The 23,562-nt window shown below is 59.5% G+C and carries 22 protein-coding genes; 6 read left to right on the top strand and 16 right to left on the bottom strand.

Features of this window, described 5'->3' with window-relative positions:
* The 7 genes from WKF55_13600 to WKF55_13570 form a co-directional block, all read right to left on the bottom strand.
* Entirely contained in the window at positions 1-1,131 is a 1,131-nt protein-coding gene (locus WKF55_13600; protein MEJ7760613.1) for a DegT/DnrJ/EryC1/StrS family aminotransferase, read from the bottom strand.
* Positions 1,128-2,102: an NAD-dependent epimerase/dehydratase family protein gene (locus WKF55_13595; GenBank protein MEJ7760612.1), complete on the bottom strand. Its 975-nt coding sequence runs from the start codon at positions 2,100-2,102 to the stop codon at positions 1,128-1,130. Before WKF55_13595 ends, WKF55_13600 begins: the two co-directional genes overlap by 4 nt.
* A complete protein-coding gene (locus tag WKF55_13590) occupies positions 2,099-3,445 on the bottom strand; it encodes an ABC transporter ATP-binding protein (protein MEJ7760611.1) in 1,347 nt (448 codons plus the stop codon). The genes WKF55_13595 and WKF55_13590 overlap by 4 nt, the downstream gene beginning before the upstream one ends.
* 34 nt (positions 3,446-3,479) lie before the next feature.
* The gene (locus WKF55_13585; GenBank protein ID MEJ7760610.1) at positions 3,480-4,298 is read right to left on the bottom strand and encodes an ABC transporter permease; all 819 of its coding nucleotides are present in this window, start codon (positions 4,296-4,298) and stop codon (positions 3,480-3,482) included.
* 203 nt (positions 4,299-4,501) lie between these two features.
* Positions 4,502-4,969 (bottom strand): hypothetical protein, encoded by a 468-nt coding sequence (locus tag WKF55_13580; GenBank protein MEJ7760609.1) that lies wholly within the window; start codon positions 4,967-4,969, stop codon positions 4,502-4,504.
* Between the two features lie 415 nt (positions 4,970-5,384).
* The gene (locus WKF55_13575) at positions 5,385-6,197 is read right to left on the bottom strand and encodes a murein L,D-transpeptidase catalytic domain-containing protein (protein MEJ7760608.1); all 813 of its coding nucleotides are present in this window, start codon (positions 6,195-6,197) and stop codon (positions 5,385-5,387) included.
* A gap of 305 nt (positions 6,198-6,502) precedes the next feature.
* On the bottom strand, positions 6,503-6,832 hold the full coding sequence (locus WKF55_13570) for a DUF4242 domain-containing protein (GenBank protein MEJ7760607.1): 330 nt from the start codon (positions 6,830-6,832) through the stop codon (positions 6,503-6,505).
* A gap of 144 nt (positions 6,833-6,976) precedes the next feature.
* On the opposite strand from WKF55_13570, the gene WKF55_13565 reads away from it, so the two are divergent.
* From WKF55_13565 to WKF55_13555, 3 genes are all read left to right on the top strand, one after another.
* Positions 6,977-7,345, top strand: a complete 369-nt coding sequence (locus WKF55_13565) for a metalloregulator ArsR/SmtB family transcription factor (GenBank protein ID MEJ7760606.1) — start codon at positions 6,977-6,979, stop codon at positions 7,343-7,345.
* Positions 7,345-7,875: an SRPBCC family protein gene (locus WKF55_13560; protein ID MEJ7760605.1), complete on the top strand. Its 531-nt coding sequence runs from the start codon at positions 7,345-7,347 to the stop codon at positions 7,873-7,875. The genes WKF55_13565 and WKF55_13560 overlap by 1 nt, the downstream gene beginning before the upstream one ends.
* An 88-nt stretch (positions 7,876-7,963) precedes the next feature.
* Positions 7,964-8,728, top strand: a complete 765-nt coding sequence (locus tag WKF55_13555; protein MEJ7760604.1) for a hypothetical protein — start codon at positions 7,964-7,966, stop codon at positions 8,726-8,728.
* On the opposite strand, the gene WKF55_13550 is transcribed toward WKF55_13555, so the two are convergent.
* A complete protein-coding gene (locus WKF55_13550; GenBank protein MEJ7760603.1) occupies positions 8,644-9,879 on the bottom strand; it encodes a potassium channel family protein in 1,236 nt (411 codons plus the stop codon). The two genes, WKF55_13555 and WKF55_13550, sit on opposite strands and share 85 nt — an antisense overlap.
* A gap of 190 nt (positions 9,880-10,069) precedes the next feature.
* Here WKF55_13550 and WKF55_13545 point away from each other — a divergent pair, with 190 nt between their 5' ends.
* Both WKF55_13545 and WKF55_13540 read left to right on the top strand, forming a co-directional pair.
* Entirely contained in the window at positions 10,070-10,522 is a 453-nt protein-coding gene (locus tag WKF55_13545; GenBank protein MEJ7760602.1) for a DUF3597 domain-containing protein, read from the top strand.
* Between the two features lie 155 nt (positions 10,523-10,677).
* Positions 10,678-12,135 carry a M20/M25/M40 family metallo-hydrolase gene (locus WKF55_13540; protein MEJ7760601.1) on the top strand — a complete coding sequence of 486 codons (1,458 nt, stop codon included), beginning with the start codon at positions 10,678-10,680 and terminating at the stop codon, positions 12,133-12,135.
* Between the two features lie 10 nt (positions 12,136-12,145).
* On the opposite strand, the gene WKF55_13535 is transcribed toward WKF55_13540, so the two are convergent.
* Together WKF55_13535 and WKF55_13530 are read right to left on the bottom strand one after the other, a co-directional pair.
* Positions 12,146-12,271 (bottom strand): hypothetical protein, encoded by a 126-nt coding sequence (locus tag WKF55_13535; protein ID MEJ7760600.1) that lies wholly within the window; start codon positions 12,269-12,271, stop codon positions 12,146-12,148.
* Between the two features lie 434 nt (positions 12,272-12,705).
* Positions 12,706-13,761 carry a hypothetical protein gene (locus tag WKF55_13530; protein MEJ7760599.1) on the bottom strand — a complete coding sequence of 352 codons (1,056 nt, stop codon included), beginning with the start codon at positions 13,759-13,761 and terminating at the stop codon, positions 12,706-12,708.
* Here WKF55_13530 and WKF55_13525 point away from each other — a divergent pair.
* Entirely contained in the window at positions 13,751-15,214 is a 1,464-nt protein-coding gene (locus WKF55_13525) for an Ig-like domain-containing protein (protein MEJ7760598.1), read from the top strand. The genes WKF55_13530 and WKF55_13525 overlap by 11 nt on opposite strands.
* Before the next feature lie 27 nt (positions 15,215-15,241).
* On the opposite strand, the gene WKF55_13520 is transcribed toward WKF55_13525, so the two are convergent.
* The 6 genes from WKF55_13520 to WKF55_13495 form a co-directional block, all read right to left on the bottom strand.
* A complete protein-coding gene (locus WKF55_13520) occupies positions 15,242-17,302 on the bottom strand; it encodes a S9 family peptidase (protein ID MEJ7760597.1) in 2,061 nt (686 codons plus the stop codon).
* A 116-nt stretch (positions 17,303-17,418) separates the two neighbouring features.
* The gene (locus WKF55_13515; GenBank protein MEJ7760596.1) at positions 17,419-17,889 is read right to left on the bottom strand and encodes an RES family NAD+ phosphorylase; all 471 of its coding nucleotides are present in this window, start codon (positions 17,887-17,889) and stop codon (positions 17,419-17,421) included.
* Entirely contained in the window at positions 17,890-18,390 is a 501-nt protein-coding gene (locus WKF55_13510; GenBank protein ID MEJ7760595.1) for an antitoxin Xre/MbcA/ParS toxin-binding domain-containing protein, read from the bottom strand.
* Positions 18,391-19,525: 1,135 nt separating this feature from the next.
* Positions 19,526-19,876, bottom strand: coding sequence for a PIN domain-containing protein (locus WKF55_13505; protein MEJ7760594.1), 351 nt, complete (start codon positions 19,874-19,876; stop codon positions 19,526-19,528).
* Between the two features lie 241 nt (positions 19,877-20,117).
* Positions 20,118-21,383, bottom strand: coding sequence for a dihydrolipoamide acetyltransferase family protein (locus WKF55_13500; protein MEJ7760593.1), 1,266 nt, complete (start codon positions 21,381-21,383; stop codon positions 20,118-20,120).
* A gap of 61 nt (positions 21,384-21,444) precedes the next feature.
* Positions 21,445-23,553 carry a transketolase C-terminal domain-containing protein gene (locus WKF55_13495; protein ID MEJ7760592.1) on the bottom strand — a complete coding sequence of 703 codons (2,109 nt, stop codon included), beginning with the start codon at positions 23,551-23,553 and terminating at the stop codon, positions 21,445-21,447.
* Between the last annotated feature and the right edge of the window lie 9 nt (positions 23,554-23,562).

Below are 23,562 nucleotides of genomic sequence, written 5' to 3'. Positions count from 1 at the left end.
CTAGCCGACAAGGCCCTGGATGACGTCCACAACGGATTTCTGCTGCTCGAACGTGATTGCTTCGAATAGCGGCAGAGTCAGCGTGCGCGCAGCGACAGCGTCGGTCACCGGAAACTCCCCCTCCTGATGCCCATATTTTTTCCGGTAGAAAGTCGTCAGTGGCATGTGAATGGTGCCGATCTGACCTTCGACCCCAGCCTCTTTTGCCGCTTTTATTATTTCCGCTCGACGGAGCGCCAGCTCCGCTGGCAGGAGAGTGACGTACGACTGGTACACATGCCCGGCTCCCGACATGACGAAAGGTTTCTCCAGACCGGTTCTCTCGAGCAGCGCGTCATAGCGCGCGGCCGCTGCGCGCCGGGCGTCCACAATTCGCTCCAGTTTTGACATCTGCGTCAGCCCCAGAGCGGCCTGAAACTCGGTGAGGCGATAGTTGTATCCGGGCATCACAAAGTCCGGTTGCGTCGAACTGGGATCCTGGCCGTGATTGCGCAATGCACGGATGCGGCGGGCGAGTGCGTCGTCGTTCGTCGTCACCATTCCGCCCTCGCCGGTGGTGATCGCCTTGCGCGGGTGAAAACTGAAACACGCCATCGAACCCCACGAGCCAGCCTGCCGCCCATCGAGCGTAGCCCCGAGCGCGCAGGCGGCATCCTCCACAACGGGCACATTCCAGCGCCCACACAGCTCGATTATCGAGTTCATCTCGGCAACCTGTCCGAAAGTATGCACCGGAAGCACCGCCTTCACCCGGCCAGCGCTATTCGCGCTCAACATCAGGCCGCTGAGGACGCTTTCCAGCTGATTCAGATCGATGTTAAAAGTTTTCGGATCGATGTCCACGAACACAGGGCTCGCGCCACAAAGCTCGATGACGTTGGCAGTTGTTATCCACGAATACGCGGTGACCACGCACAGATCGCCCGGCCGCACGTCAAGGGCGGCCAGCGCCAGATGTAGTGCGCAGGTGCAGTTGCTCACCGCCACGGCATGCGTGGCTCCGACACGTTCCGCCACAACCTTCTCAAACGCTTCCACGCGAGGGCCCTGAATCAGCATGCCTGACGCCAAGACCTCCCGCACCGCGTGCAGGTCATCCTCTTCAATGGAGGGAATGGCGAGACGGATCATGCTCTGGAACGTGGCGCTTCCGTATTCCGGAAAAATTCGGCCGTGCGACGAATACCTTCTTCGAGGTCCACCTTCGCCTTGAATCCAAGGATGTTTAATGCCTTCTCGACGCTCGGGATGCGGATCGCGATGTCCGCTGACAAGGGAGGGTCGAAGACGATGTTCGATTCTGACCGAGTGACACGCAAAACTGTCTCAGCCAGACCAAGAATGGTGATTACCGCTCTCGCGTTTCCAATGTTGAAACTGTGGCCGATTGCGGCCGGATCCTCGATGCATAGCATCAGGCAGTCGACGAAATCGTCGATGTAGCACCAGGCGCGAATCTGGGCGCCGTCGCCGTCGATTCTGATCGTCTCGTTTTTCAACGCTCGCTTGACGAACGTCTGCAGCGCTCCTTCACCAGTCTGGCCGGGTCCGTAAATGTTGAATGGACGTATAGTTACGATCGGCAGGCCGTATTGAGCGTGGTAGGCGTGCGCCAGATGCTCGCCTGCAAGCTTGCTGACCGCGTAAGTCCAGCGCGCTTCTCCCGCCGAGCCAGCGACCGTGACATCCGATTCGGATGACCGGAAGGCCATCGCACCAAACACTTCGGAGGTTGAGAAATCCACGATGCGGTCCTTTACGCCGTTCGCCGCCGCCGCCTCGAGCACGTTGGCCGTGCCGAGCATGTTCACCCGCATCGTATTGACCGGGTTCTTGATGACCGTGTCAATCCCCGCGATGCCCGCTGCATGAACGACGATGTCAGCTCCCTTCATTGCTTTTGTCACCAGCGCGGCATCGAGAACGTCGCCTTCAATGAGGGTCAGGTTCGGATGATGCAACAACGCCGGCAAATCCTTCAGCGTGTTGCGCGTCAGGTTGTCGAATGCAGTGACGTCGTTCCGCTCGATCAGGCTGCTGATTACCGTCGAGCCGATGAATCCGGCGCCGCCGGTAACGAAGATGCGTTTGTTTTCGATCAAGGTTCGTTCGTCGCTCTTGTTGGTGTTCGCTGCTGTGATTGCTCGTGAGGAATCGCCTGCCCCCACTGCTGCGCCGGTCGAAGATAGCCTCGTACGCTCCACGGGTAGTGATTTGGATCGTCCCGCCCGGCATTCAGAATCTCAAAGTCCAGAGCGCGTTCAACGAAATCCACGGTCCCGCCGTCCATTTTGTGAATACCCGCCAGCAGCGAGTACCGCCCAGGGAAGATCGTGTGATCGATTCGCAAGGCAATCTCGTGGCATCCGGGCTTCATGTCGAGTGGCGGCGTACCTCCGTCGGTTGACAATGACTGCGTGATCTGGCGTCCTTCCGAATCCATGATGCCTATCTCTAGCATTCCTTCGATCGGCTGTACTACCTCCCATTGAACGAGCACCTCCAGCGGGTTACCCGTGACTATCGCGTGAACCGGAGTTCCTCCGGTGCCGACGATCTGCACTCTTCGCAATTCAGCCTCACCGGTGGAATAATCACGCAGCAGATCCCTTGGTATCGTCCCGTCAAAAGCATTGGAGATCCCTCCGCTGACGTATAGCGTAACTGCATCATCGACAGTTCCCCAGCTCTTTACCTTGCCGTTCTCGAGGTAAAGTCCCTTCCGGCACAGCGATTTGATGGCAGCGATGTTATGGCTTACGAACAGAACCGTTCTTCCATCGTGCAGCGAGACGTCTTTCATTTTGCCGAGGCATTTCCTCTGAAACTCCGTGTCGCCCACCGCCAGAACCTCATCCACAATGAGGATTTCCGGCTCGAGGTGTGCGGCAACCGCAAAGGCGAGACGGACGTACATGCCCGAGCTGTAGCGCTTGACCGGAGTATCGAGGAATTTCTCGATCTCGGCGAAGGCTACTATCTCATCGAACTTCGTCCTGATCTCCGCTTTTGTCATGCCGAGGATGGAGCCGTTGAGAAAGATATTCTCGCGTCCCGTGAGCTCCGGGTGAAATCCCGTGCCTACTTCGAGCAGGCTCGCCACACGACCCTTGATCCGTATGCGTCCTTCGGTGGGCTCGGTGATGCGCGAAAGAATCTTCAGAAGGGTTGACTTGCCGGCACCGTTCCTACCGACAATCCCAACAACATCTCCGCGCTTCACGTCGAACGAGACGCCCCTCAGCGCCCAGAATTCCTCTATCTGATCCCCCTGGATGATCTGACGCCCGCGCGCCATATCCATCGTTTTCCGGCCCGCATTGCGCGCGTGCCGGACCACGGTGTCTCGAAGTGAATTGTACCCCTCGCGCGTGTCGGATTCGTGGCCGACGAGGTAGCGCTTCGAAAGGCCGTCAACGCTAATCACCACTTCATCGCTCAGCATCCGCGCGCAGACGGCAGGATCGTAGCATTCGAAGTCAAATCAAGTCCGCAAATGTTCTTTCCAATTTCCTGAACTGGTGAACTCCCAGCCAAAGAAAGAATGCAACGCCGAGCAGACTGATGTTGAAACCCGGCCAGTATATCTGACTCTGGCCGCCCAGAATGCACCACCGAAATCCATCAATTACGCCAACCATCGGATTGAGCGAATAGAGCAGACGCCATTTTTCCGGCACGACGCTCGAGCTGAACCCGACCGGAGAAACATAAAGTCCAGTCTGAACGATGAACGGAATCACGTAACGAAAGTCCCGGTACTTCACATTGGCCGCGGTGATCCAGAGACCGGGACCGAGCGCGGCGAGGAATGCAATCAGGATGAACACCGGCAGAAGTAAAATCTGTGGACCCGGAGGAAACCGATACCAGATCAGCATGCCGATCAGTATCCCGAAGCTGATCAGTAAGTCGATGAGCGCGACTACTATCGTGGCCGCGGGCACGATCAGACGGGGAAAGTAAACCTTGCTGATGAGATTGGCATTGCTGATTAGGCTGTTGGAAGCGTCGCTCAACGCTGTGGAAAAGAATGTCCAAGGCAGCATCCCGGCGAACACCATGAGAGCGTAAGGGGCAGAGCCTTCGCTGGGCAATTTCGCAACCCGTCCAAAGATGACGGTGAAAACGACCATCGTAAGAAATGGCCGGATTATGGCCCAGAGGACTCCAATGACCGTCTGCTTGTAGCGCACTGAAACATCACGCCAGGCGAGTACCTGAAAGAGCTCGCGGTAGCGCCAGAGATCGCGCCAGTAGTTCTTCTCGGCGCGGCCGGGTTCAAGGACGGTTTCCATGCTGAGAACAAAGGTACTCAATGCACTAAAGCAGAGGCGGCCAGCGCGCCTATATTAATAGCTCTTCGAAGCGGCCTGTTTTCTGATAGGTCACAATCCTGCAAATGGCGTGGGGCCGCTTGACGACGCCTGCTTTGACATCGCGAGCCGCATAGCGTCGGCGTCGTGGACAAATCAATTGGCCCTGTTCCGTCGCTGCGCAGCTACAGCTCCGGAAGCATGGCACCGACACCCACGGTTCTCAGCTTGAAGAGTGGCATGAGCCGGCTCACGAAGCGCTCTTCCAGATTGCGTGGGCGCGGGCGCTTAATCCTAATCGTGCCGCTTGAGAATGCGAGCTTTCTGGATTTCGAATAATGTTCCGGTAGCCAGGCCGGTGGAGCGATCATCTTCATCGGCCGGCGGCTCCTTTTCGTGCATCTGCATTCCGTGGCTGCCGTCAGGAAATCGAATCGCCGATAGCGAGCCGAAAGCACGGCCCCGCCGGCGTCCACTTTGCGCCAGGTGCTGACAGCGGCCGATTTGCTACTCGGCTGCTCTACAGCAGTCCAGCCCTGTGCCTGCATGTCGCGGGCGTAGTGCTCGGTGAGTGCTGCGGTCGACAATTCGGTTTGCAGCGTTGCCCGCGTTTCTGCTCCGCCGGTACTGCTGCTAACGCCGCTATTTGCCACGAGCGCACCCGGCGGCGGCGACAGTGAGGGAAGCGCGCTGAAACGCGGCTCGATCGAGCGCGGCCCCGTCGGCCGCGACCGACGAACCCAACCTGCCGATCCTCGGGGCGGATATCACGCCGGGACCATCCGCTCTTTTCAAATCGGCTCTCCAACCCAGCGAGGACGGCCGCCGACTCGCCACGCATCGCAATCGCAGCGGTAGTCTTCGCGCCCATTTGAATCGACGAACTCAATCGGCACGTGCGTTGGCTGCGCGGCTCGCGAGGTCTGCTGCGCGGTCGTGGAGTTCGCCGTCAGGATGCAAACAAGGGCGATCCACAGGCGCATTGAGCTTCTCCTTTGCGTTCACATTGGAGGCCCATCATAACACGAGGCTCGCCAATGCGCTCGGGTCGCTCAGAACAACTTCGTCTTACTCGGCGTCCGCCGTTACCCAGCGGTCGCTCTCCAACCACTCCTCATCCGGTGCAAAAAGGAAAACCATCGCCCCGTTCGCGAGCACTGGCAGAAGCTTCTGGGCGCGGAATTGCTCCATTGCGGGGCATCCTTCACTTCTGCCGGCTTTGGTGGGAGTCACGTATGGAGCCCCGTGCGCAACGACACTCCGCGCCCGCGCGTTGTCGTTGTAGCCGTCGGAAACTCCCTGAAGCTTGAGTCCGATGGAGCCGTACGCCCTGCCACCGCTCTTGCCGTGGAACGCATACGTTTCCTGCGCGAGATACAGACCGAGCGACGTCGCGTAGCTGCCGGACACATTCGAAAAGCGGGTCGGAATTGCATTCTTTCCGGCCGCCGAACCGCGGCCATGCGCGACCATGAACGGGCCGTCGACAATCTTCAGCGAAACCATGTCGAACACGTAGCCCCGGGGAGTAGTGCTGGGCAATCCGTAATCGACGAAATAGAGGTACGGCTTGGTGACCTGCTCAGGATTGGCTGCCTTGTACGCGAAGTAGCTTCTGAACGCATCGCCAAGCGCGCGCGAATGGCTCAACGGGCGCACGACCTCCTGGAGGGCACCAAGCGCGGTGCCGACCTTCGTGAGGGCACCCTTGGGCATTCGAGCCCTCGAGGTATCGTGGACCCCAGCGCTGCCGGCTACGATGGAAATTGCCGACTTTGCAATCGGACCATTCTCGTTTACTCCGGGAACCAGCTGGGCGCTGCCAAACATCGCAACGACGCCGCCGACGAATGCATTCTGAAATCGCGTCCCCTGGATCATTCGTCTCCTTTCCCGCTTGGGCGGGAGTAGGTGAAAAACGCGCAGATTGATCCGGGATGGTCAGTAAAAACCGCCCCGAATCAGCAAATCAGCCCATGTTAAACTTCATAAGTTTAACAGCTTTTGTCACCAATGTAAAGAGTTACAGCACAGCGACTTACACCTGGAAACCAGTCGGGTTCCCGGCGCTAGGCCGCAACGCTGACAAGCGCAAGGCGCACCACTGATGGCCAGTAACGTGAAGACCAGCATACAACGGAAATGCAGCGGCCCAATCGCGTTCGAGATTCGGCGGCGCGCAGTGGCTACTCCGCTGTCGCGGGGCTGATCGTTGTCTTGATCTCCGATACCCGGTCTGCCGGAAACCCACCCAGGCGGGCGTGCTCTCGTACCATCTCTTCGTCCGGCGCGTTGTATACACAATGGATCTGATCGTCGGTCACGTAGCTGTGCATCCACTTGATTTCGGGACCGAGTTGGTCCAGCACACTACAGGACTTCTGAGAGATGCCCTGCAGTTCGGCCGAGGTAAGCTTGCCGGCGCCAGGAATATTACGCTCAATCAGGTACTGCGGCATGAGAGCCTCCAAGGGAAAGAAAGTAGCGATCGTAATCACCATCTGTTCCGGGAACAACGCTCCCGCCCCCCAACGCCATAACCCGGATACGAACTCGCCTTAAAATGCCGCGTTAGGCGCCGAATCCGCAAATCACTCGTCGGTGTCCCCACCCAGTAGGCGATTGGCTGCGGACGTCGCAAAGCCAGCTTTCGGCGACGGTTGACACCCGACTCCCTGGCAGGTATACTGAACCACATGGTTCAGTATCCAGCTCCGCTCGACTCCGCCTTCGGCGCCCTGGCAGATCCCACACGCCGCGGAATTCTCGAACGGCTCGGCCGCTCGGACGCCGCTATCAGCCAGCTGGCCGAGGAGTTCGAGATGACACTAACAGGCATCGCCAAGCATGTGCACGTGCTCGAGGGGGCCGGATTGGTGTCGACTGAAAAGATCGGGCGGGTACGCACCTGCACTCTGGGCCCACGCGGACTGGATCACGAGACCGCATGGATCGAATCACATCGGCGGATGCTGGAAGACCGCCTCGACCGGCTCGAGAAATTCCTCGAGCGTACAAGGGAGAACTGATGACGAATGCCACCCTGGACGAACACTCAGCGAAGAACGAACACGCCGCGAAGGACGGGCATGCTGCGAAAGCAGTGATTACCACACCGGCCGATCGCGAAATCCGGATTGAGCGGGTTTTCAACGCCTCGCGCGACCGCGTTTGGCGAGCGCTGACGGACCCGAAGCTCGTCGCGCAGTGGTGGGGCCGAGGGAACAAGCTGGTAATCGAACGAATGGAGGTCGAGCGCGGAGGGCACTGGCGATTCGTCGAACACAGCGCCAACGGTGAGCACGGTTTCGAAGGGCGCTACAGCGAAGTCACACCCCAGGAGCGCATCGGCCAGACATTCGAATGGGACGGAATGCCGGGCCACGTCTCCTTCGAGACGGCCACACTCGAAGACCTCGGCGGCGGACGCACCCGGCTCATTACAACATCGCTGTTTTATACTGCCGAAGACCGCGATGGAATGCTGAGCTCGGGGATGGAAGGCGGCTTGAACGAGAGCTACGCCGCACTGGACAGACTACTCGCAACAAATTTCTAGGGTTCCGGCCGCAGGCTGCAGTGGCTGCCGTCGGCAACCTTCGACGCGGGAGCTTGTCGGGTCGACCGGGGGCAGGCCATCTTCCAGCATGAAAAAACAACTCTGGCTCCGCCTTAAACGCTATCACTTTGAAGACCTGGTGCCATCGCAGCTCAGGGATCACGTGAGAGCAGTTTTCGGCGGAACCAATGCGCCGACCGAAGCGTTTGCCAGCAAGCTCTCACGAAAGCTGGGCTGGACCCGCGTGTTTTCACTGCGCTCGATCGAAGAATACCGGAAGTTCGTGTACCTCGGCGTGGTGAGTGATTCCAGTGTCACGCCCCCAAAAGTGATCGACCAGGTGTGGCACGAACACCTGCTGTTCAGCCGGGCCTACCGGGAATTCTGTCACGATGTTCTCGAACGTGATTTCGATCACAACCCGGAGCTCGTACCCACCGACGAGCAGACTGAAGCTTTTCACGCACAGTATGCCGCGACGCTCGATCTGTATCGCGACGAATTCAACATGACTCCGCCTGCCGACATCTGGGGTACTCCGAAATTCGCAATGGATGATTCCCGAATCGAGATGCCGAAGCCGGACAGGAAGAAGTCAAATGACGGCGGCGCAACTACCCCGGGTGATGACTTACCGCTGTATCTGTTCTTCAATGGTGATGGCGCAGATGGTGGCGTGTCGCACGCCGCAATGTCCGAGTTCGGAGGCGGTGGTGGTTTTTCAGGCGGCGGCAGCGGCAGCAGCTGGGGAAACGGAGCCGATTCGAGTCAGGGTGCCGACGCAGGTGCAGGCAGCGATAGCGGCGGAGGTTCCGGCTGCTCGTCGAGTTGCGGCGGAGGGGGCGGCGACTGATTCAGGAATTTTTCGTCGGCGATGTCGGACATGCTGAACGTCAGATGAATATCCAGGTGTTGCCTGATCTCCCGCGATATTGAGTGGTCGAATATCCTGAGGATGAGCCGCAAGCCGGGTGTGAACGACCTTGCGTTGAGCCCGATTTCCAGGTTGACGATGTCGTTGCTGACCACCGAATAGAGGGCCTTGGCTCTGGTCACTCCCACATCCTGCAGCACCCGTGGCAGTCGCGCGTCTCCGATGTAGACGTCCGCTCCGCGCGAACGAAAGTATTCGATTGACGGTGAGCTTTCGTTCTTCTCCACGATCAGCAGGTTCTCGCCGCGTTCCAGCAACCCCTCCGCGATGAAGTAGCCGAGGCGTCCCAGACCGCACAGAATCACATGTCCCCGCTTCGCATATTTTTTTCTGCCGAGCGCGAGTTGATCTCGTCGTTTGATGAGGCGGTCGACGGTAAGAGAGAAGATCATCCAGATGAAGACCGTCGAGCCGAGGATGAGGCCGATACCGGCGAGTTTGCTCGTGGCGGTGGAATCGCGCAGGCTGATGTCGCCATATCCGACAGTCGCCACAGTAACCGTGACGAAGTAAAGTGCATCGAGCCACGATAGGTCCTCCGCGACACGGAAATACGTGGTCGCCGCTGCAATCAGCACCACAAACGCACCCACCAGCCACGCGATCAGATTGTCGGAACGCGGCAGTGCAGGCTTGTCGGCAACGATGGCCGGGGTATAGTGGAGCGAACGCGTGAGCGGCGTTTGCAGTGCCTCGATGAAAGCCGGCGCAGCGATCCTTGCCGGGTTGAGAATTCTGATGTCCGGATGTGCTGCCTGAAGATGTGGAGCGATGTTCTCGTTGAAGAGTGAGGCCGTGATCGGCAGGTCTGCGCGGAGGGCAATGAGCGCGATCAGCAGTTGAAGATTGCGTTCGTCGTCATCGTCCACGAGGAACACCATTGCGAGCGAAGCGAGGTCGAGACCGCGCAGGGTTCGCTCGATGGTGTCATAAACGGGTTCATCGCTGTCCGGCGGGCGGAATGCATCGTGCGCAAGATGATTGACGCCATGACCGCGGATCTCGGCGAGCTTCCTGATTCGGTAGGCGAGGTGGCCGGAACCGATTATGAGTACTGGCCTGGCAGGCATCAGGTAGTGTTCGGTGCGAAAATGTTCATGTCCGAAAAGCGGAGTCGTGACATGGAAAACCCTCGGGCGTGCCTGACCCGCCTGAATTTGTGGATGCGGCTGAAGTACCGTTTCAGATATTCAACTTTCGGGTCTGCATTCAGCCCGGAGGCCGAGTCACCTGTCCAGCCTCTTCCCGAGCGTGGGCCTAATGACTATCCTTGCCACACTAGAGCAATTCTTCCTTCCCTACGATAGCGAGGCATTCATGAGCATTTTCGGAAAGATCTGGTCCAAAATTACCGGCCACGCCGAAGCGGCGACAGCAGGCACGGCAGGCTCCCCGAGGCCGACCGGCGGCTCGATGCCGGGCGTCACCTCATCTTCGTCGAGCATGGCGTCGTCGCCCGTGGACGTCGAGGCGATCATGACGGACCTCGAGTCGAAGAGCGGGCACAAGAGCAACTGGCGCCACTCGATTGTCGACCTGATGTCACTGCTCGGCATGGAGAACAGCCTCTCCGAGCGTAAGGAGCTGGCCGAGGAGTTGGGTTACACGGGCGATATGAACGACAGCGCAAGCATGAACACGTGGCTGCACAAGCAGGTGATGAAGCAGATGGCGGCGAACGGAGGTAAAGTTCCGGCGAACATGCTCGACTGATAACCGTAGCGAGGGCAGGCGGCGCTTCTTCCAAATCTCCATCGGGACGTCGATGGAGCCACACTTTCGCAGCATGTGTTAAAGCGGCAGAGAATTACGGGATAGAGCACGTTGGAGCTACACCAACGCGCTCCTCTTACAATCTTGACTGCTCAATGAAACGTATCGCCGCAACTCTTTCGATCGCCCTCGCCGCTGTCGGTCCACTCGCCGCGCAGACAACGAATAGCTCAACAGGCTCTCGTGCTGCTTCAACACCGCACGAGCGTCTCGCTCGGGAGATCTACGCGGAGCTCGTCGGTATCAATACGGTGGACACGGTTGGATCGACGACCCGAGCCGCACGAGCATTGGGGCGTCGATTCCTCGATGCAGGATTCCCCGCGGCAGACGTTCAGGTCCTTATTCCGCCGGGCGATTCTACGAAAGGAAATCTCGTCATTCGGTATCGTGGCCGAAGTGACGCGAGTGCTCCCAAGCCGCTCTTGCTCCTGGCACACCTCGACGTTGTTGCAGCGCTGCGGTCTGACTGGCCACGCGATCCGTTCACGCTTCATGAAGAGAACGGCTTCTTCTACGGTCGAGGGTCCGCCGATGACAAGGCGATGGCGGCGATCTTCGCAGCGAACCTGCTCAAATACAAAGCGGAAGGATGGAAACCGAATCGCGATCTAATCCTCGCGTTGACGGCGGCGGAAGAGGGTGGCGATAACAACGGCGTTGAGTGGCTCGTGAATAACCATCGCCCGCTGATTGATGCCGCTTACGCAATCAATGAAGGCGGCGGCGGAGCACTCGCGGGTGACGGCTCGAACGTCCGCCCGCTTCTCAATTCGATACAAGCCGCCGAAAAGGTTTATTGGGATTTTACGCTCACCGTTCGGAATCCCGGCGGTCACTCCAGTATTCCTCGGCCTGATAACGCCATCTATACGCTCGCGAACGGACTCGCCCGACTGAGCCGGTTTGCGTTTCCTGTCGCCCTGAATCCGGTGACGCGCGCGTTCTTCGAGCAGACCGCCAGGGTCGAGCGACCGGAGATGGCGTCGGCGATGAGAGCGATTGCTGCAAATCCGGGTGATAATGCTGCCGCCGCGAAGCTGTCTTCTGATCCACGATATGCGTCGATGCTGCGCACAACGTGCGTCGCGACTCGCCTTTCTGGAGGTCATGCGAACAACGCGCTGCCTCAGACAGCTACAGCAAACGTGAACTGCCGCATGGAGCCGAACTCGAGCGCGGCTCAAACGCAGGCTGTTCTGACGCGCGTTCTCGCGGACACATCGATTGCGATTACGTTCGCCGACACCACTCGGAAACAAGTTCCTGCAGTTGTTGCAACTGCTGTCGATCCGGCGCTGCTCGCTGCTGCAACAACCCTGACCCGCGCGATGTGGGGTGACATTCCGGTCATTCCAACAATGTCTACCGGCGCAACTGACGGTCGCATCCTGCGGGGCGCCGGCATCCCGACTTACGGAGTGAGTGGAATCTTCTCACTTCCCGGGGAAACCAACGCGCACGGACGGGATGAAAAGCTTCGAACGAAATCGTTTTACGATGGACTCGACTTTCTCGACAAACTTGTGAGGCGATTGAGCGGGGGGAGCTAGGCGGAAGTTCTCAGCGCCGGTCGAGAAGCACTGCGTGCGTCAGCGATCGCCAATGGACCCCGGCCGGCAACAGGAAGCCAACCGCGGAACCAATAATTCCCCCGGAAACAATTCCGGCAAGAGTGAATTCAATCACAGCCAATCCTCCATCACATGGACTAATTCGGCATCCATCGCCGACGATCAACCAACCCGCAATTCCACCGCCCACGAGCCCCAGGAGCGCGCCCTTCAGGACATGTCCCCTCCGAGATCCCTTTCTCTGTTCAAGCTGTAGCTGGCGGACTTCCATTCCCGCGATGGAAGCACGACCACAGAAGGCATGTGGTCGGATGACCAGGGTGTCCCGCAGCAGCGTGAACACTTGCCCTTCGCATTGCAGGTCAGTGGCACCAATCGGGAGAGCTGCGCTTGGCGTCAGTCGAAACCGTACCTGATCGCCAACGCGCACCCTGGCATGATTCCGTTGAGCGAATAAGGCATTACTGCAAAGCGCTGACACAACACAAAACCAGGCAATTCTCTTCATTGAGAATACGTGCAGGCCGAGCACACTCCGTCCCTGCCATGTCACGGCGGGACTGTTGCAGTCGCGGTGAAGATTACTGGCGGAAGGCCGGCAGCTGTTGCACGAAGTGATTGAGGTCCCGCACTTCCCAATATCCACGTTGACGGAGACGCCGCCCCACTCGAATTGGTGGTCTGAGACCCGTTCACAACGGTTCCGCCACCACTCGCGACGGTGAAAACGACTGACACCCCTGGCACAAGATTGAGCGCGGCATCGCGCACCAGTACTTCCGGTCTCCTCCCGACGGCGGTTCCGGCAGGCGCCGACTGCATGTCGCCCGCCACTTTGGTAAGCGTCGCCGGGGGTCCTGCTTGTGCGGTTGCGCGAAAACTGTTGTAGAGGAAACCGCTCCGCACGTCGAGACTTGCGGTTCCAACTCTTGGGGGAGCCCAGCCGTCAACCGTGGCGATACCGTCTTCGCCGGTGATCTGAGTCGCTCCCATAACTCCGGCTCCCTCGAATGTGAGGGTCGCACCTGACACCCGATTGCCGTCGACGTCCCGCAGTAGCACCGCTGGACGCACAGGCACGGGGGTTCCCGCAATGACTGTCTGGCCGTCACCGGCAATGCGACTCATCGACACGGGCCAGCCAGCAATCGCTCTCGCGGTGAACACCACGGGTGCAAGGCCCCCGACAGTAGCGGTGAGAGTATTGAGTCCTGTTGTACGGCCGAGTCGCCAGCTGATTACCGTTGCAACACCGGAAGTGTCGGTCTCGGCGGCTTCTCCCACGATTGTTCCGCCGCCGCTTGTGACGGTGAACATTACCGGCACCCCGCGTAGAGGGTCGCCGCTCCCGTCCCTGGCGATCACCGACGGCGATGGCGATACCTGCAAGCCGACCGTGTCCGACAGCTGCGTCGCGGAGACAGCTGCAACTTCGGACGGTTCCTTCGGAGTGACGCTTTCAGTGCACGCGCCCACCATGATCAGCGCTACGCCAGCCAACGGAGACAACGTTCTCCCGACGGAGCGAATCCTGCGGTACCTGGTTGCCATGTTTCCACACAGTCTGCAATACTCGGGCGAGACAATGCGGCGGATGAGACTCATTTTCCGGCTCGGTATGCTCGTCGCCACGGTGATCCTCACCGAGAGCTGCAACTCCGACGCGATCATCATTGAACCGGTGTCCAGGATCAGGCTTGTGCCTGAGGCTCCAAACCTGCTGATCGGGTCGATGATCAAGCTCCAGCCATTCATGGTTTCAGGCGCGGCCTTGAACGATACGGCGGTGAGATGGTCGAGTTCAGCTAGCGACATCGTCTCGGTCGATCAACGTGGCCGCATCAGTGGAAAGGCTTCAGGTTCCGCAACGATTCGCGTCGATGCCGGTGGCATTTCCGCCGAGACGATTGTTAGCGTGGTTGGTGCGCGGTCATCGCTTACCGCGGGTGTCACGACGACGTGCGGATTGACGACTGCTGACGAGCTCTTCTGCTGGGGCGAGAACGACTACGGGCAGGCGGGTACCGGTGATCGGCAGACACCGGTTGTGGCGCCGCAGAAAGTGACTGGAAACCTGACCTTTACTTCGGTTTCTGTGGGGAGGACGCACGCCTGCGGAACGACGGCAACCGGCGTTCACTGCTGGGGCGACAATTCAAGAGGGCAAATCGGCGACGGCACGTCCACGGCCCGGCTCGTACCGACCCCGGTCTCCGGATCGAGTTCCTTCGTCAACGTATCCGTGGCTTCTACAGTACCGCGGACCGGAAACTTCGAGTGTCTCGAAGTATATGTCTGCACGGCGCGGAGCTGTGCCGTTTCCGCTGATGGCGCGATCCATTGCTGGGGAGAGAACGTTCGCATCCCTGCGCGATTGCCTGTGACTACACAGTTCCGTGCAATTGACCTTGGGTTTGCGTATGTGTGTGGACTCGACCGGGCTGATATTCCATACTGTTGGGGTACCGGACGGTACAACCAGACACCGGGACCTCTGATAAATGGCGTCGAGCCGCGGCAAGTGCCGGGCAATCTGCGCTTTCAGTCAATCAGCGCGGGGCACGGCCATTCGTGCGGCCTCGATTTCGACGGCGACATCTATTGCTGGGGCTCCAATGGGGCCGGAGAACTCGGCTCATCCTCCGGCGCCGAATACTGCCTCCCTGCCCTCGGCGTGCGTACTCCGTGTCGTGCACAGCCGAGGAAAGTAGAGACGGATTTCAAGTTCATCGCGCTGTCAGTTGGAACAGGTTCAAGTATAATTCTGGGGTCGCCTGACGCGCACACCTGCGCGGTAGCGAGCACTCTCCAGATTATTTGCTGGGGCAGCAATTCCAGCGGCGAGCTCGGTAACGGCTCCACCCAGACAACGCAGATACCGGCACCGGTATCGAGCGCACTCAGGTTTCGAGGGGTCGCGGCCGGCAGTTCGCTCACGTGTGGCGTAACGGTGGCTGGAGACGCGTATTGTTGGGGGTTCGGCGGACGCCTGGGAAATGGTACGACGCTCTCTTCTCCGACGCCCGTGCAGGTGGCCGGAGGATTGAAGTTCAAGTGATGACGCAACGGGGCGATTCAGGTGGAATCATCGCGCCAGTCGCAATGTGTCCACATTCACCGTCATGCGACGCATCGCCGCCAGCACACGAGGGCTCACGTCCGCCTGCACTCGACCACCCAGGCACTTCGCGAGAAATTCTTCGGTCGCTCGGTTTACGGCGAGCGCGGTCTCACTTTCGGCGAAGCCGTGCCCCTCGTTCAGCGCGAGCAGGTAAGTAACAGGAATTTTGCGTCGATGAAGCGCGACCGCGATCTCGTCCGCCTGTTGTTTCGTCACGCGTGGATCGTTGGCGCCCTGGAAAATCATCAACGGCGCGCGCGCTGAATCGGCGCGGTAGAGCGGAGATCGCGAGATCATGTCGGCCCTGTCAGCCGGCTTCCGCGGATCGCCCACGAAAGGATACCAGGACCGCGGAAGGAATGGCTTCCAGGACGGCGGAAAAGATTCGAGCAAAGTGACGAGGCTGCTCGGCCCGACGTAGTCCACCGCGCATGCGAATCTCTGCGGCGTGAACGTGAGACCAACGAGTGCGGCGTACCCGCCATAGCTTCCGCCCATGATGGCCACCCGGGCGGTATCGACGATACCTCTACCGCTGAGGTAGTCGATACCGTCGAGCAGGTCTGTGTGCATCGCGCGCCCGAATTCTTTCTTTGCCGCGCGCGAGAACCGCTTCCCGAAGCCTGTCGTTCCGCGGTAGTTCGCCATGAGGACTGCGTATCCACGGTTCGTGAGGTGCTGCACGTCAGTGCGGAATTCCCACTTGTCTGTATCGCCCCACGGGCCACCGTGTACGAGAACGACCAGTGGAAGCGCACGAGGAGTACGACCGGGCGGGAGCGCGACGTATCCCCTTATTCGCAGACCGTCTCTCGCTGTGTACGAGATGGGCTGCATTTCCGCGAACCGATACTCTCTGAGCAGGGGACGTGGCTCGTAGAACTTCTCGAGTATTCCTGTGCGTCGTGAGAAGAGGTACGTGACAGGTGGACTGGTTGGCGAGTGAAGTGTCACGACCCAGCGCGATCTGTCGCGTGTGCCTCCACCCATTTCCACTACTCCGCCTCCGGCCCGCTTCGCCGCATGAAGAAGTGCGCTCATATCGGCGGTCTTCGAATAGAGCCGGGCAGTGTCACCGATGTACCGCGTCATCAGTAACTCTCCGGTCGCGTCATCGAACAGGGGCTGGTCGATGTCTACCTCCGCGAGTGGATCGCCATCCACCATTCTCTCCACGCCAGTCTCGAGGTCGATCAGAACGAGGCGAGAGAGATCCGTACCGGCGTTGCTGATCAGGTATAGGCGGCCGTCTGGCGCAAACCTCAATGGCGTGATGCGATCCTCGACCGCGTACGCTTTTACCATTCTCCACTTGGTGGACTCCGACGTCCGGGCGAAGAGCTGATAGTGGCCGGCGGAATCCACTCCGTAGGCCGCTCTAACCTGATTCTGACCGTCCGCTACGTACCCGAAGAAGTTCCCGGGATTCTCTGCCGCCAGCTCCAGCCTGCCGGTGGCAAGATCAAGGCGGTAAGCGTCAGCCAGGGCGGGGTCGCGTTTGTTCAGCGTAATGATCGCGATACCGGGGGTGCGGAATGGCAGCGCTACTATTTCAACTTCCACGTTCCTGAAGGGCGTGAGGTCGCGGACCCGGCCGGATTCATCGGCCAGATTCGCCGCGTAGAGGTGATAGTTCTCATCGCCGCCGCGGTCCTGGATCCAGAGAATTCGTTTCCCGTCTCCGGACCACCAGTACCTGTTTACCGAGCGGACCGAGTCGCGCGTAACAGTGCGCTCGCGGGTGGATCCAACCGCTCGCACGAAGACGTTCTGCCGCCCGCGCCAGTTCTTTACATACGACAGCCAGCGACCGTCCGGCGAGATACCACCCCATTGAGTGGCGGCGGCTCCATACAGCGCCTCAATTGGTATGAGCCTGGGTAGTGTATCCGGAAGCGTGGCCCCGCGCGTTCCGACCTGCACGGCTCGAGAGGGAGCCTGGAGCGGAGGGTCGTACCACTGCGCTGCAACAAGAGATAAAGCGCTGAATACGAACAAAGATCTGAAGCCACTTGCTTGTTTCATCGTCGAGTCCGTTTGGAGTGCCGTACTCTGACAAACGAAACTGTGCAACCGTTCGGTATAGTCGTTGAGATTCGGTGTCGCCGTGTCTGGATGACGCCTCCTGACGGGAGCGCGTGTCAGACGCCGGGGATTTTTATGAGGCGGGCGTCGAAACTGTATGGCGTAGCAGCGTCAACGATGAATTGCCCGACATCAGGATGGGCAGGATTGATCAGCACCGAATAGCTCCCTTGAACGATCGCGCTGGGAACCCTGAGAGCGAGGGAGCGACCCGATCTGATCCACGCATCACCCATTGATTGAACAGCCGGTGGCACCGGCGACGCATTCCAACCTGCGGGAAGCGTGGACTCCTCAAGGTCTTCCATCAACGATGAGGGTAAGTTGCCAGTGACGAGTGAATAGGAAGGCAGTACCGACACCTTGCCCAGGTGAACCAGGACCTCAAGGACGGCAAGGGCAGAACTATCAGCTGCATATGCGACCCGAACTCCGACGCCGTTCCAGCGGGCTCCATGGAGCCGCGCCCCTTCTCCATCAAAGGCGGTAGCGGCGTATCGCGTTTTGACGAGTCGCCATAAACGCATCTACGACGGGATGCCATACTCCAGGCGGCCAATCAGGTTTTCGACCTCGATCGCGCCGACGTCTGTCGAAGCAAACTCAATAGGAGCACGGCCTCCCAGTCCGCGCACAGGACTGGTCAGCCATTCACGGGCGTTCTCGATATCTCCCTCGAACAGTTCGAGTGCCCTTGCGAACACTCGTGAAATCCGAGCGAGCCGATCCGATTCTTCGGGCTCAAACCGTCCCGCAACTTTCCGTCGAGCGAGGGTGCGCTGGGGCACCGCTACGATCTTCGCCAGAAGGTGGTAAGAAAAGTCGGTATTTCTCTGAAACCGTTCGAAAGCCGCATAGCTGAACCCGCGCTGGATTTGTTCAGCGACGTGAATCGGGTCATACCGCCGTAAACCAAAGAGAGCTACGTAATAGTGACCCTCTCGATGTCCCGACTGCACGCGGTCCCACAATTCGGCTACATCGGCAGACTTGCGTGCGACTTCTGCTACAGGGGATATCTTTGCCATGTGGCATAACCTATGATGCCACATGGCAGGACGCAAGAAGACCGGCGTCTAATGCTGGAGTTCAGCTGAAAGGCCACTGGGCCGTTATCGGCGGGGGGTGCATGTACCGTGCCCCGCGGTATGCTGATTCAGGGACGCAATCTCCGCGTTGCCTGCCACGCCGAATCCGAAAACAAGGCGGACCGCGCTATTCGCAGCGCAGCAAGTTTGAAGGGGGCTGTGGTCTCACTGAATTGCATTTGCTTCAATCTCCGGCAAGAGTCAATGTATTGTCGCCGAAGAAGCGAGACCGCAAATGCCGCTCGCGTTTACTCGAGTGGCGTGACGCTGACGCCCGCCCTGTCATCCGCCTCGTGCTACGCGGGAATCAAGACGTGCAAAGTGTACGATTGAAGGTCATGCCGGTGTACAGAGTTTCACGCAGTTTCAGGATCGTTAGACCGCAACGCGTGAAGCTTCAGCCAGGATCTGTTCGACATCCGTTGGTCGAGTCGCGCGCAATTTCCGTAAGCCATCTTTCACGATCCAATGAGTATCACTGCTTCGTGACTCCGCCCACTTACGACAAATAGCGAGAACATCGTCGGGGCAGCGACCACTTGCGTTGCGTAATACGTTGGCGACCGACTTTTTTTCATAGAGATTCCCATCAGCACGCAGCAGCTCGAGCACTGGCCAGACCATCTCGGGAGACTGCTTTACGATCCCCCTCAAGCCCTCGCTGGCCGCGCGCCGGATGCTGGCATCGGGGAGGGCAGCCCATCGGCGCGCCTGTTTCGCCACAGCTTCGGGGTGACGCTTTCCAATCTCAACTAATGCGGTTGCCGCCACTTCACGCGTTTGCCATTCGGGGCTTGCAGCGAGCCGTCGAATATCGGGAAAGACCGAGTCGGGCTCAGTCCGACCGCGCAAGAGTAGAGCCCTGATGTCTGCAATCTTCGTAACCGCTTTCGTCATAACAGAGTTAAGTATTGCGGTCTAAGCCAGCTTCTGCTGCGAGCGGGTCACACCAGGCGAGCGAAGCGAGCGTTCCGCGGAAGAGTTTGACGCTGCTGCGTACTACCGTGCGTTACGATATGTGATTGGAAGGGCGCACGTGCTGAACCTGAGCCTCGGTGTCAGTATCAGCGAGTGGTTAGCGAGCTCCACGCCGGACCTCATCCCAAAACGCGCGAGGAGACAGGACGCGGAATGGGACCTGATCAGCTACAGCGAGCAAGTCGCCGTCCCCCGTGATCAACGCATCGACGCGCGCGGAACGTGCACTGGCCAGGATCCAACCGTCGTCAGCGTCTTGAACCGCCACCGCGTCGGGAGATTCCGGCCGATCGACGACCTCGTAGGCCCGTAACAGCTCCTCGACCTCCGCCACACGCGCGGCGGGAAGGCGAAATCGCGTGTTAAGCACCCGACGGAGTTCGTCGAGGACAACTTCCCCCACGACCAGTTCGTGTTCGGCCAGAACGAGACGAACAGATCGGTGCAAAGACCACGTGTCGCCAGGGCACCGGCGAGCACATTGGTTCGAGGAAAACCCTCACGAAACGTCGCGGAAGACATCCTCATCGGTGAGATAACCAGCTGCCTCGGCAAACGGAGCGATGCGTCGGCGGACTTCCTCGAAGTCCACTAGGCTTTCTGCATTCGAGAAATTCAGCGAGCAATCTCGCGAGAGTCAGCTACAACAGGGAGGGTAAACGGGCGGAGACAGTACCAATGGGGGCAGGCTAGAACGCCCCCACAACCTCCACCCACTTCGAAAGAAACTGGTTCGCCTGAAATCCATCGAGAACCCGGTGATCGATGGTAAGCGTCACATAACACATCGGCTTCACCACGACGCGTTCGTCACTCCCCGATCCTTCTGCGACGACCCGCCGCTCGAGCTTACCAACGCCGAGTATCGCCGACTGCGGCTGGTTGATGATGATGGGCGTCGCAACGAGACTGCCACTCACCCCGTGATTGGAAATGGTAAACGTTCCATTTTGAACATCGCGCGGGTCGAGATTCGCGCCCCGCGCACGCTCGGTGAGATCCTGCAGCCGCTCGGCGATTCCGAACAGGTCGAGATCCTGCGCTTTCGTAATAACGGGCACGATCAAACCACCCGAGCCGAGGGCCGTCGCGACTCCAACATTGATATCGTCGAACACCGCGAGCCCGTCGTCCTGCCAGCGGCTGTTCGCTTCAGGCACCTCCCTCAGCGCCTCGACAGTAGCCTGCACGAAGTAGGCAGTGTACGTCAGCTTCACACCGCGGGACGCGAACTCCGCCTTGTGCGCATCCCGATGCTCCATCATCCGCGACAAATCGGCGTCGAACACGCTCGTGACATGCGGCGCTGTCGCAACGCTTTGAACCATGTGCTGAGCGATGGTGCGCCGCATCTGTGAGTGCGGCACGAGCCTGCCGGGAATCGCCGATTTCGAATGCCTCGCACTGGGACGGGCGGAATCGAGGGAATCGGCAACGACGGCCGTTCCCGATCCAGCATCAGACGCGACGTCACGGGCGATGAAATCCAGAACATCCTGGTGCGTTATCCGCCCCCCCCTCCCCGTTCCACTGATCTGAGATGCGTCGAGATCCTTCTCCTTCAGCAGTCGCCGCACAGCCGGACTGAGTTCGCCCGATCCACCACCGGCAACCGTCGTCGGTATGGCTCCCAACTTGTCAGTACCGTCTGCTTGCAAAGAGCCGGCGGGCGACCCACCCGCAGCGGGCTGCGATTCAGGCTTGGACGATGCCCCCACCTCGATCCGTCCGAGCACCGATCCCTCTTCAATCTCGTCACCTTCCTGCTTCAGTATCTCCGACAGGCGCCCGCTGCCCGGTGCGGCGACTTCCATGTTCACCTTGTCAGTGCTGATCTCGAGCAGTGGCTCATTTTCAGCGACCTCGTCGCCCACGGCTTTGAACCATGTCGACACAACGGATTCGGTACCTTCGGCCTGTCCCAGGGGAACAGTGACGTCAAGCAAATTCGGCATGGTCTACCGGGTTACGGAGAGCGGCGAACCGGAAAGCGGAAAGCGGGTAACGGGCAAATGTTCAAGCTTCAATCAACTCCGTCATGTACCGGGCAATCCCCTCAACCCCCGGCACAACAGCATCCATCAACCCGAAATTATGCGGGACCGGCACATCCGGAATCGCAAACCGCCGTATCGGTGCATCGAGACTGTAAAACGCCTCCTCAGCAATCACAGCAGCGATCTCCGCGCCAAAACCAGCAGTCCGATTATCCTCATGCACAATCAAACACCGCCGCGTTCGCGCAACTGAAGCCAGAACGGCCTCCCTGTCCCACGGCGAAACAGTCCGCAAATCGATAATCTCTATCGACTCCCCGACTCGCTTCGCCGCGAGCTCGCACCGCTCGACCATAGCTCCCCACGTCACCACCGTCAGCGCATCGCCACTCTGCGTGATGCGCGCTTTCCCCAGCGGCAGCACGTAGTCGTCACCAGGATACGGCCGCCTCGCCCACGGACCATCCAGCAGATGCCTGTGCTCGAAAAAGATCGTCGGGTTGTTGCTCCTGAGCGCAGCGCGCAACAATCCAACCGCATCCTCGGCGTTGGATGGAAACACCATCTGCCAGCCGATCGCATGCGCCCAGAGAACTTCGCCTGAAACACTGTGCCACGGATCACCAACCTTGGCAAAACCACCCGGCATCCGCACCACAATGGGCGCCGCAAAACGGTTCGCCGTCCGCCAGCGCATCGTGCCGCAGTTGTTGAGCTGTTCGGTAGCAGGATCCGCATACTTCCGAAACTGAATCTCGGCCACCGGCATCAGCCCGGCGATCGCCATTCCGACGGCGCGCCCGATGATCCCCTCCTCCGACAAGCTGGTATCGAAGACCCGTTTGTCGCCAAACTCGTCCTGCAGCCCCATCGTCGCTGCATGAACACCGCCCTTCGGGCCGATATCCTCACCAAAAAGAAGCAGTTTGGGATTGGTTTTCAGCTCATGCTGCAGCGTCCGGCGGATCGCGGTCAGCATGTTCGTACGCTGAAGCTCGGGTGCGGGAGTGCTGGTACCACCAGGAAAAACATGCCCGCTTACCGCCAGCCCGCCTGTCTGCTGAGTGTCGGGCATACCGTCCGGACGCGACTCGGCGAAAACATACCGCTTGATCCTCGACGCATCCGGCTCCGGACGATTCAGCGCGGCCTCCAGCGCAGCCTCGGCATCCGCCTCCACGCGCGATTCAAGCTCGGTCCACTCAGCGTCCGACATTACCGCGGGAACGAGATATTGCCTGAGCCTGGGCAGCGGATCGCGCGCCTGTTCATCGGTGATGTAGTCGGCGGACTTGTATGCCTGAGTGTCCTGCCCGGAATGACCACACAGACGCGGCACATCCAGTCGAAGCAGGGCCGGACCCTTTTGAGATCGTACGTGCTCGGTCACATCCGCAAACGATGCCGCCGCGTCGCCCGGATCCGACCCGTCGCCTTCGCGAATGTAGAGATTCCCGAACGAGGCCAGATTGGCCGCGATGTTCCCGCCCGGAGTCTGCAGCTCCGACGGCACGGAGATACCGTACCGGTTGTCCTCTATATAGAAAAGGATCGGCAACCGAAGTGTCGTCGCAATAGTCAGGGCCGACCAGAACCCGTTTGTCGCTGCCGAAGCCTCACCGCCGAGCACAACGGCCATCGAGCGATCGTAGGAGTGATCGCCCATTACGTCGCGATAATAAGTGATCGACTGCGCCCAGCCGACGGAGGGGGTGTACTGCGAACCGACATCACCGGACATCGGCAGCACGATTGCACCATCGTTGTTCGGAAAGTTGCAGACTACGCCGATGTCACGCCCATCGCTGAAACCGCCCGATTTCCGGAGCGGGCCCGCAAACGCGTCCTCGAGCGTCAACCCCAGCGTCAGCAGCAGCGGACGCGACCTGTAGTACGCCCCGGCGGCATCGTGTTTTCCATCCAGCAGCGTTCCGAGAATTATCTGCGCCAGATCGTGACCGCGTGCCGAGAACTGGTAGACCACCTTTTTTTGCGGCAGGAGCCGCGTCTCTTCGATGTAGTCGAGACTACGCGACGCAAGCAGCAGATACGCAATTCGTTTCCAGTCGAAACGCGGATCGACAGGAAGCGTGGATGATTGCTGTGCGGGGGCAAGCGTGCCGGTCATCGATGAATC

The sequence above is a fragment of the Gemmatimonadaceae bacterium genome (genome assembly GCA_037721215.1).
In the GTDB taxonomy this organism is placed as follows: domain Bacteria; phylum Gemmatimonadota; class Gemmatimonadetes; order Gemmatimonadales; family Gemmatimonadaceae; genus UBA4720.
This window is presented reverse-complemented; position numbering and strand designations above follow the sequence as displayed.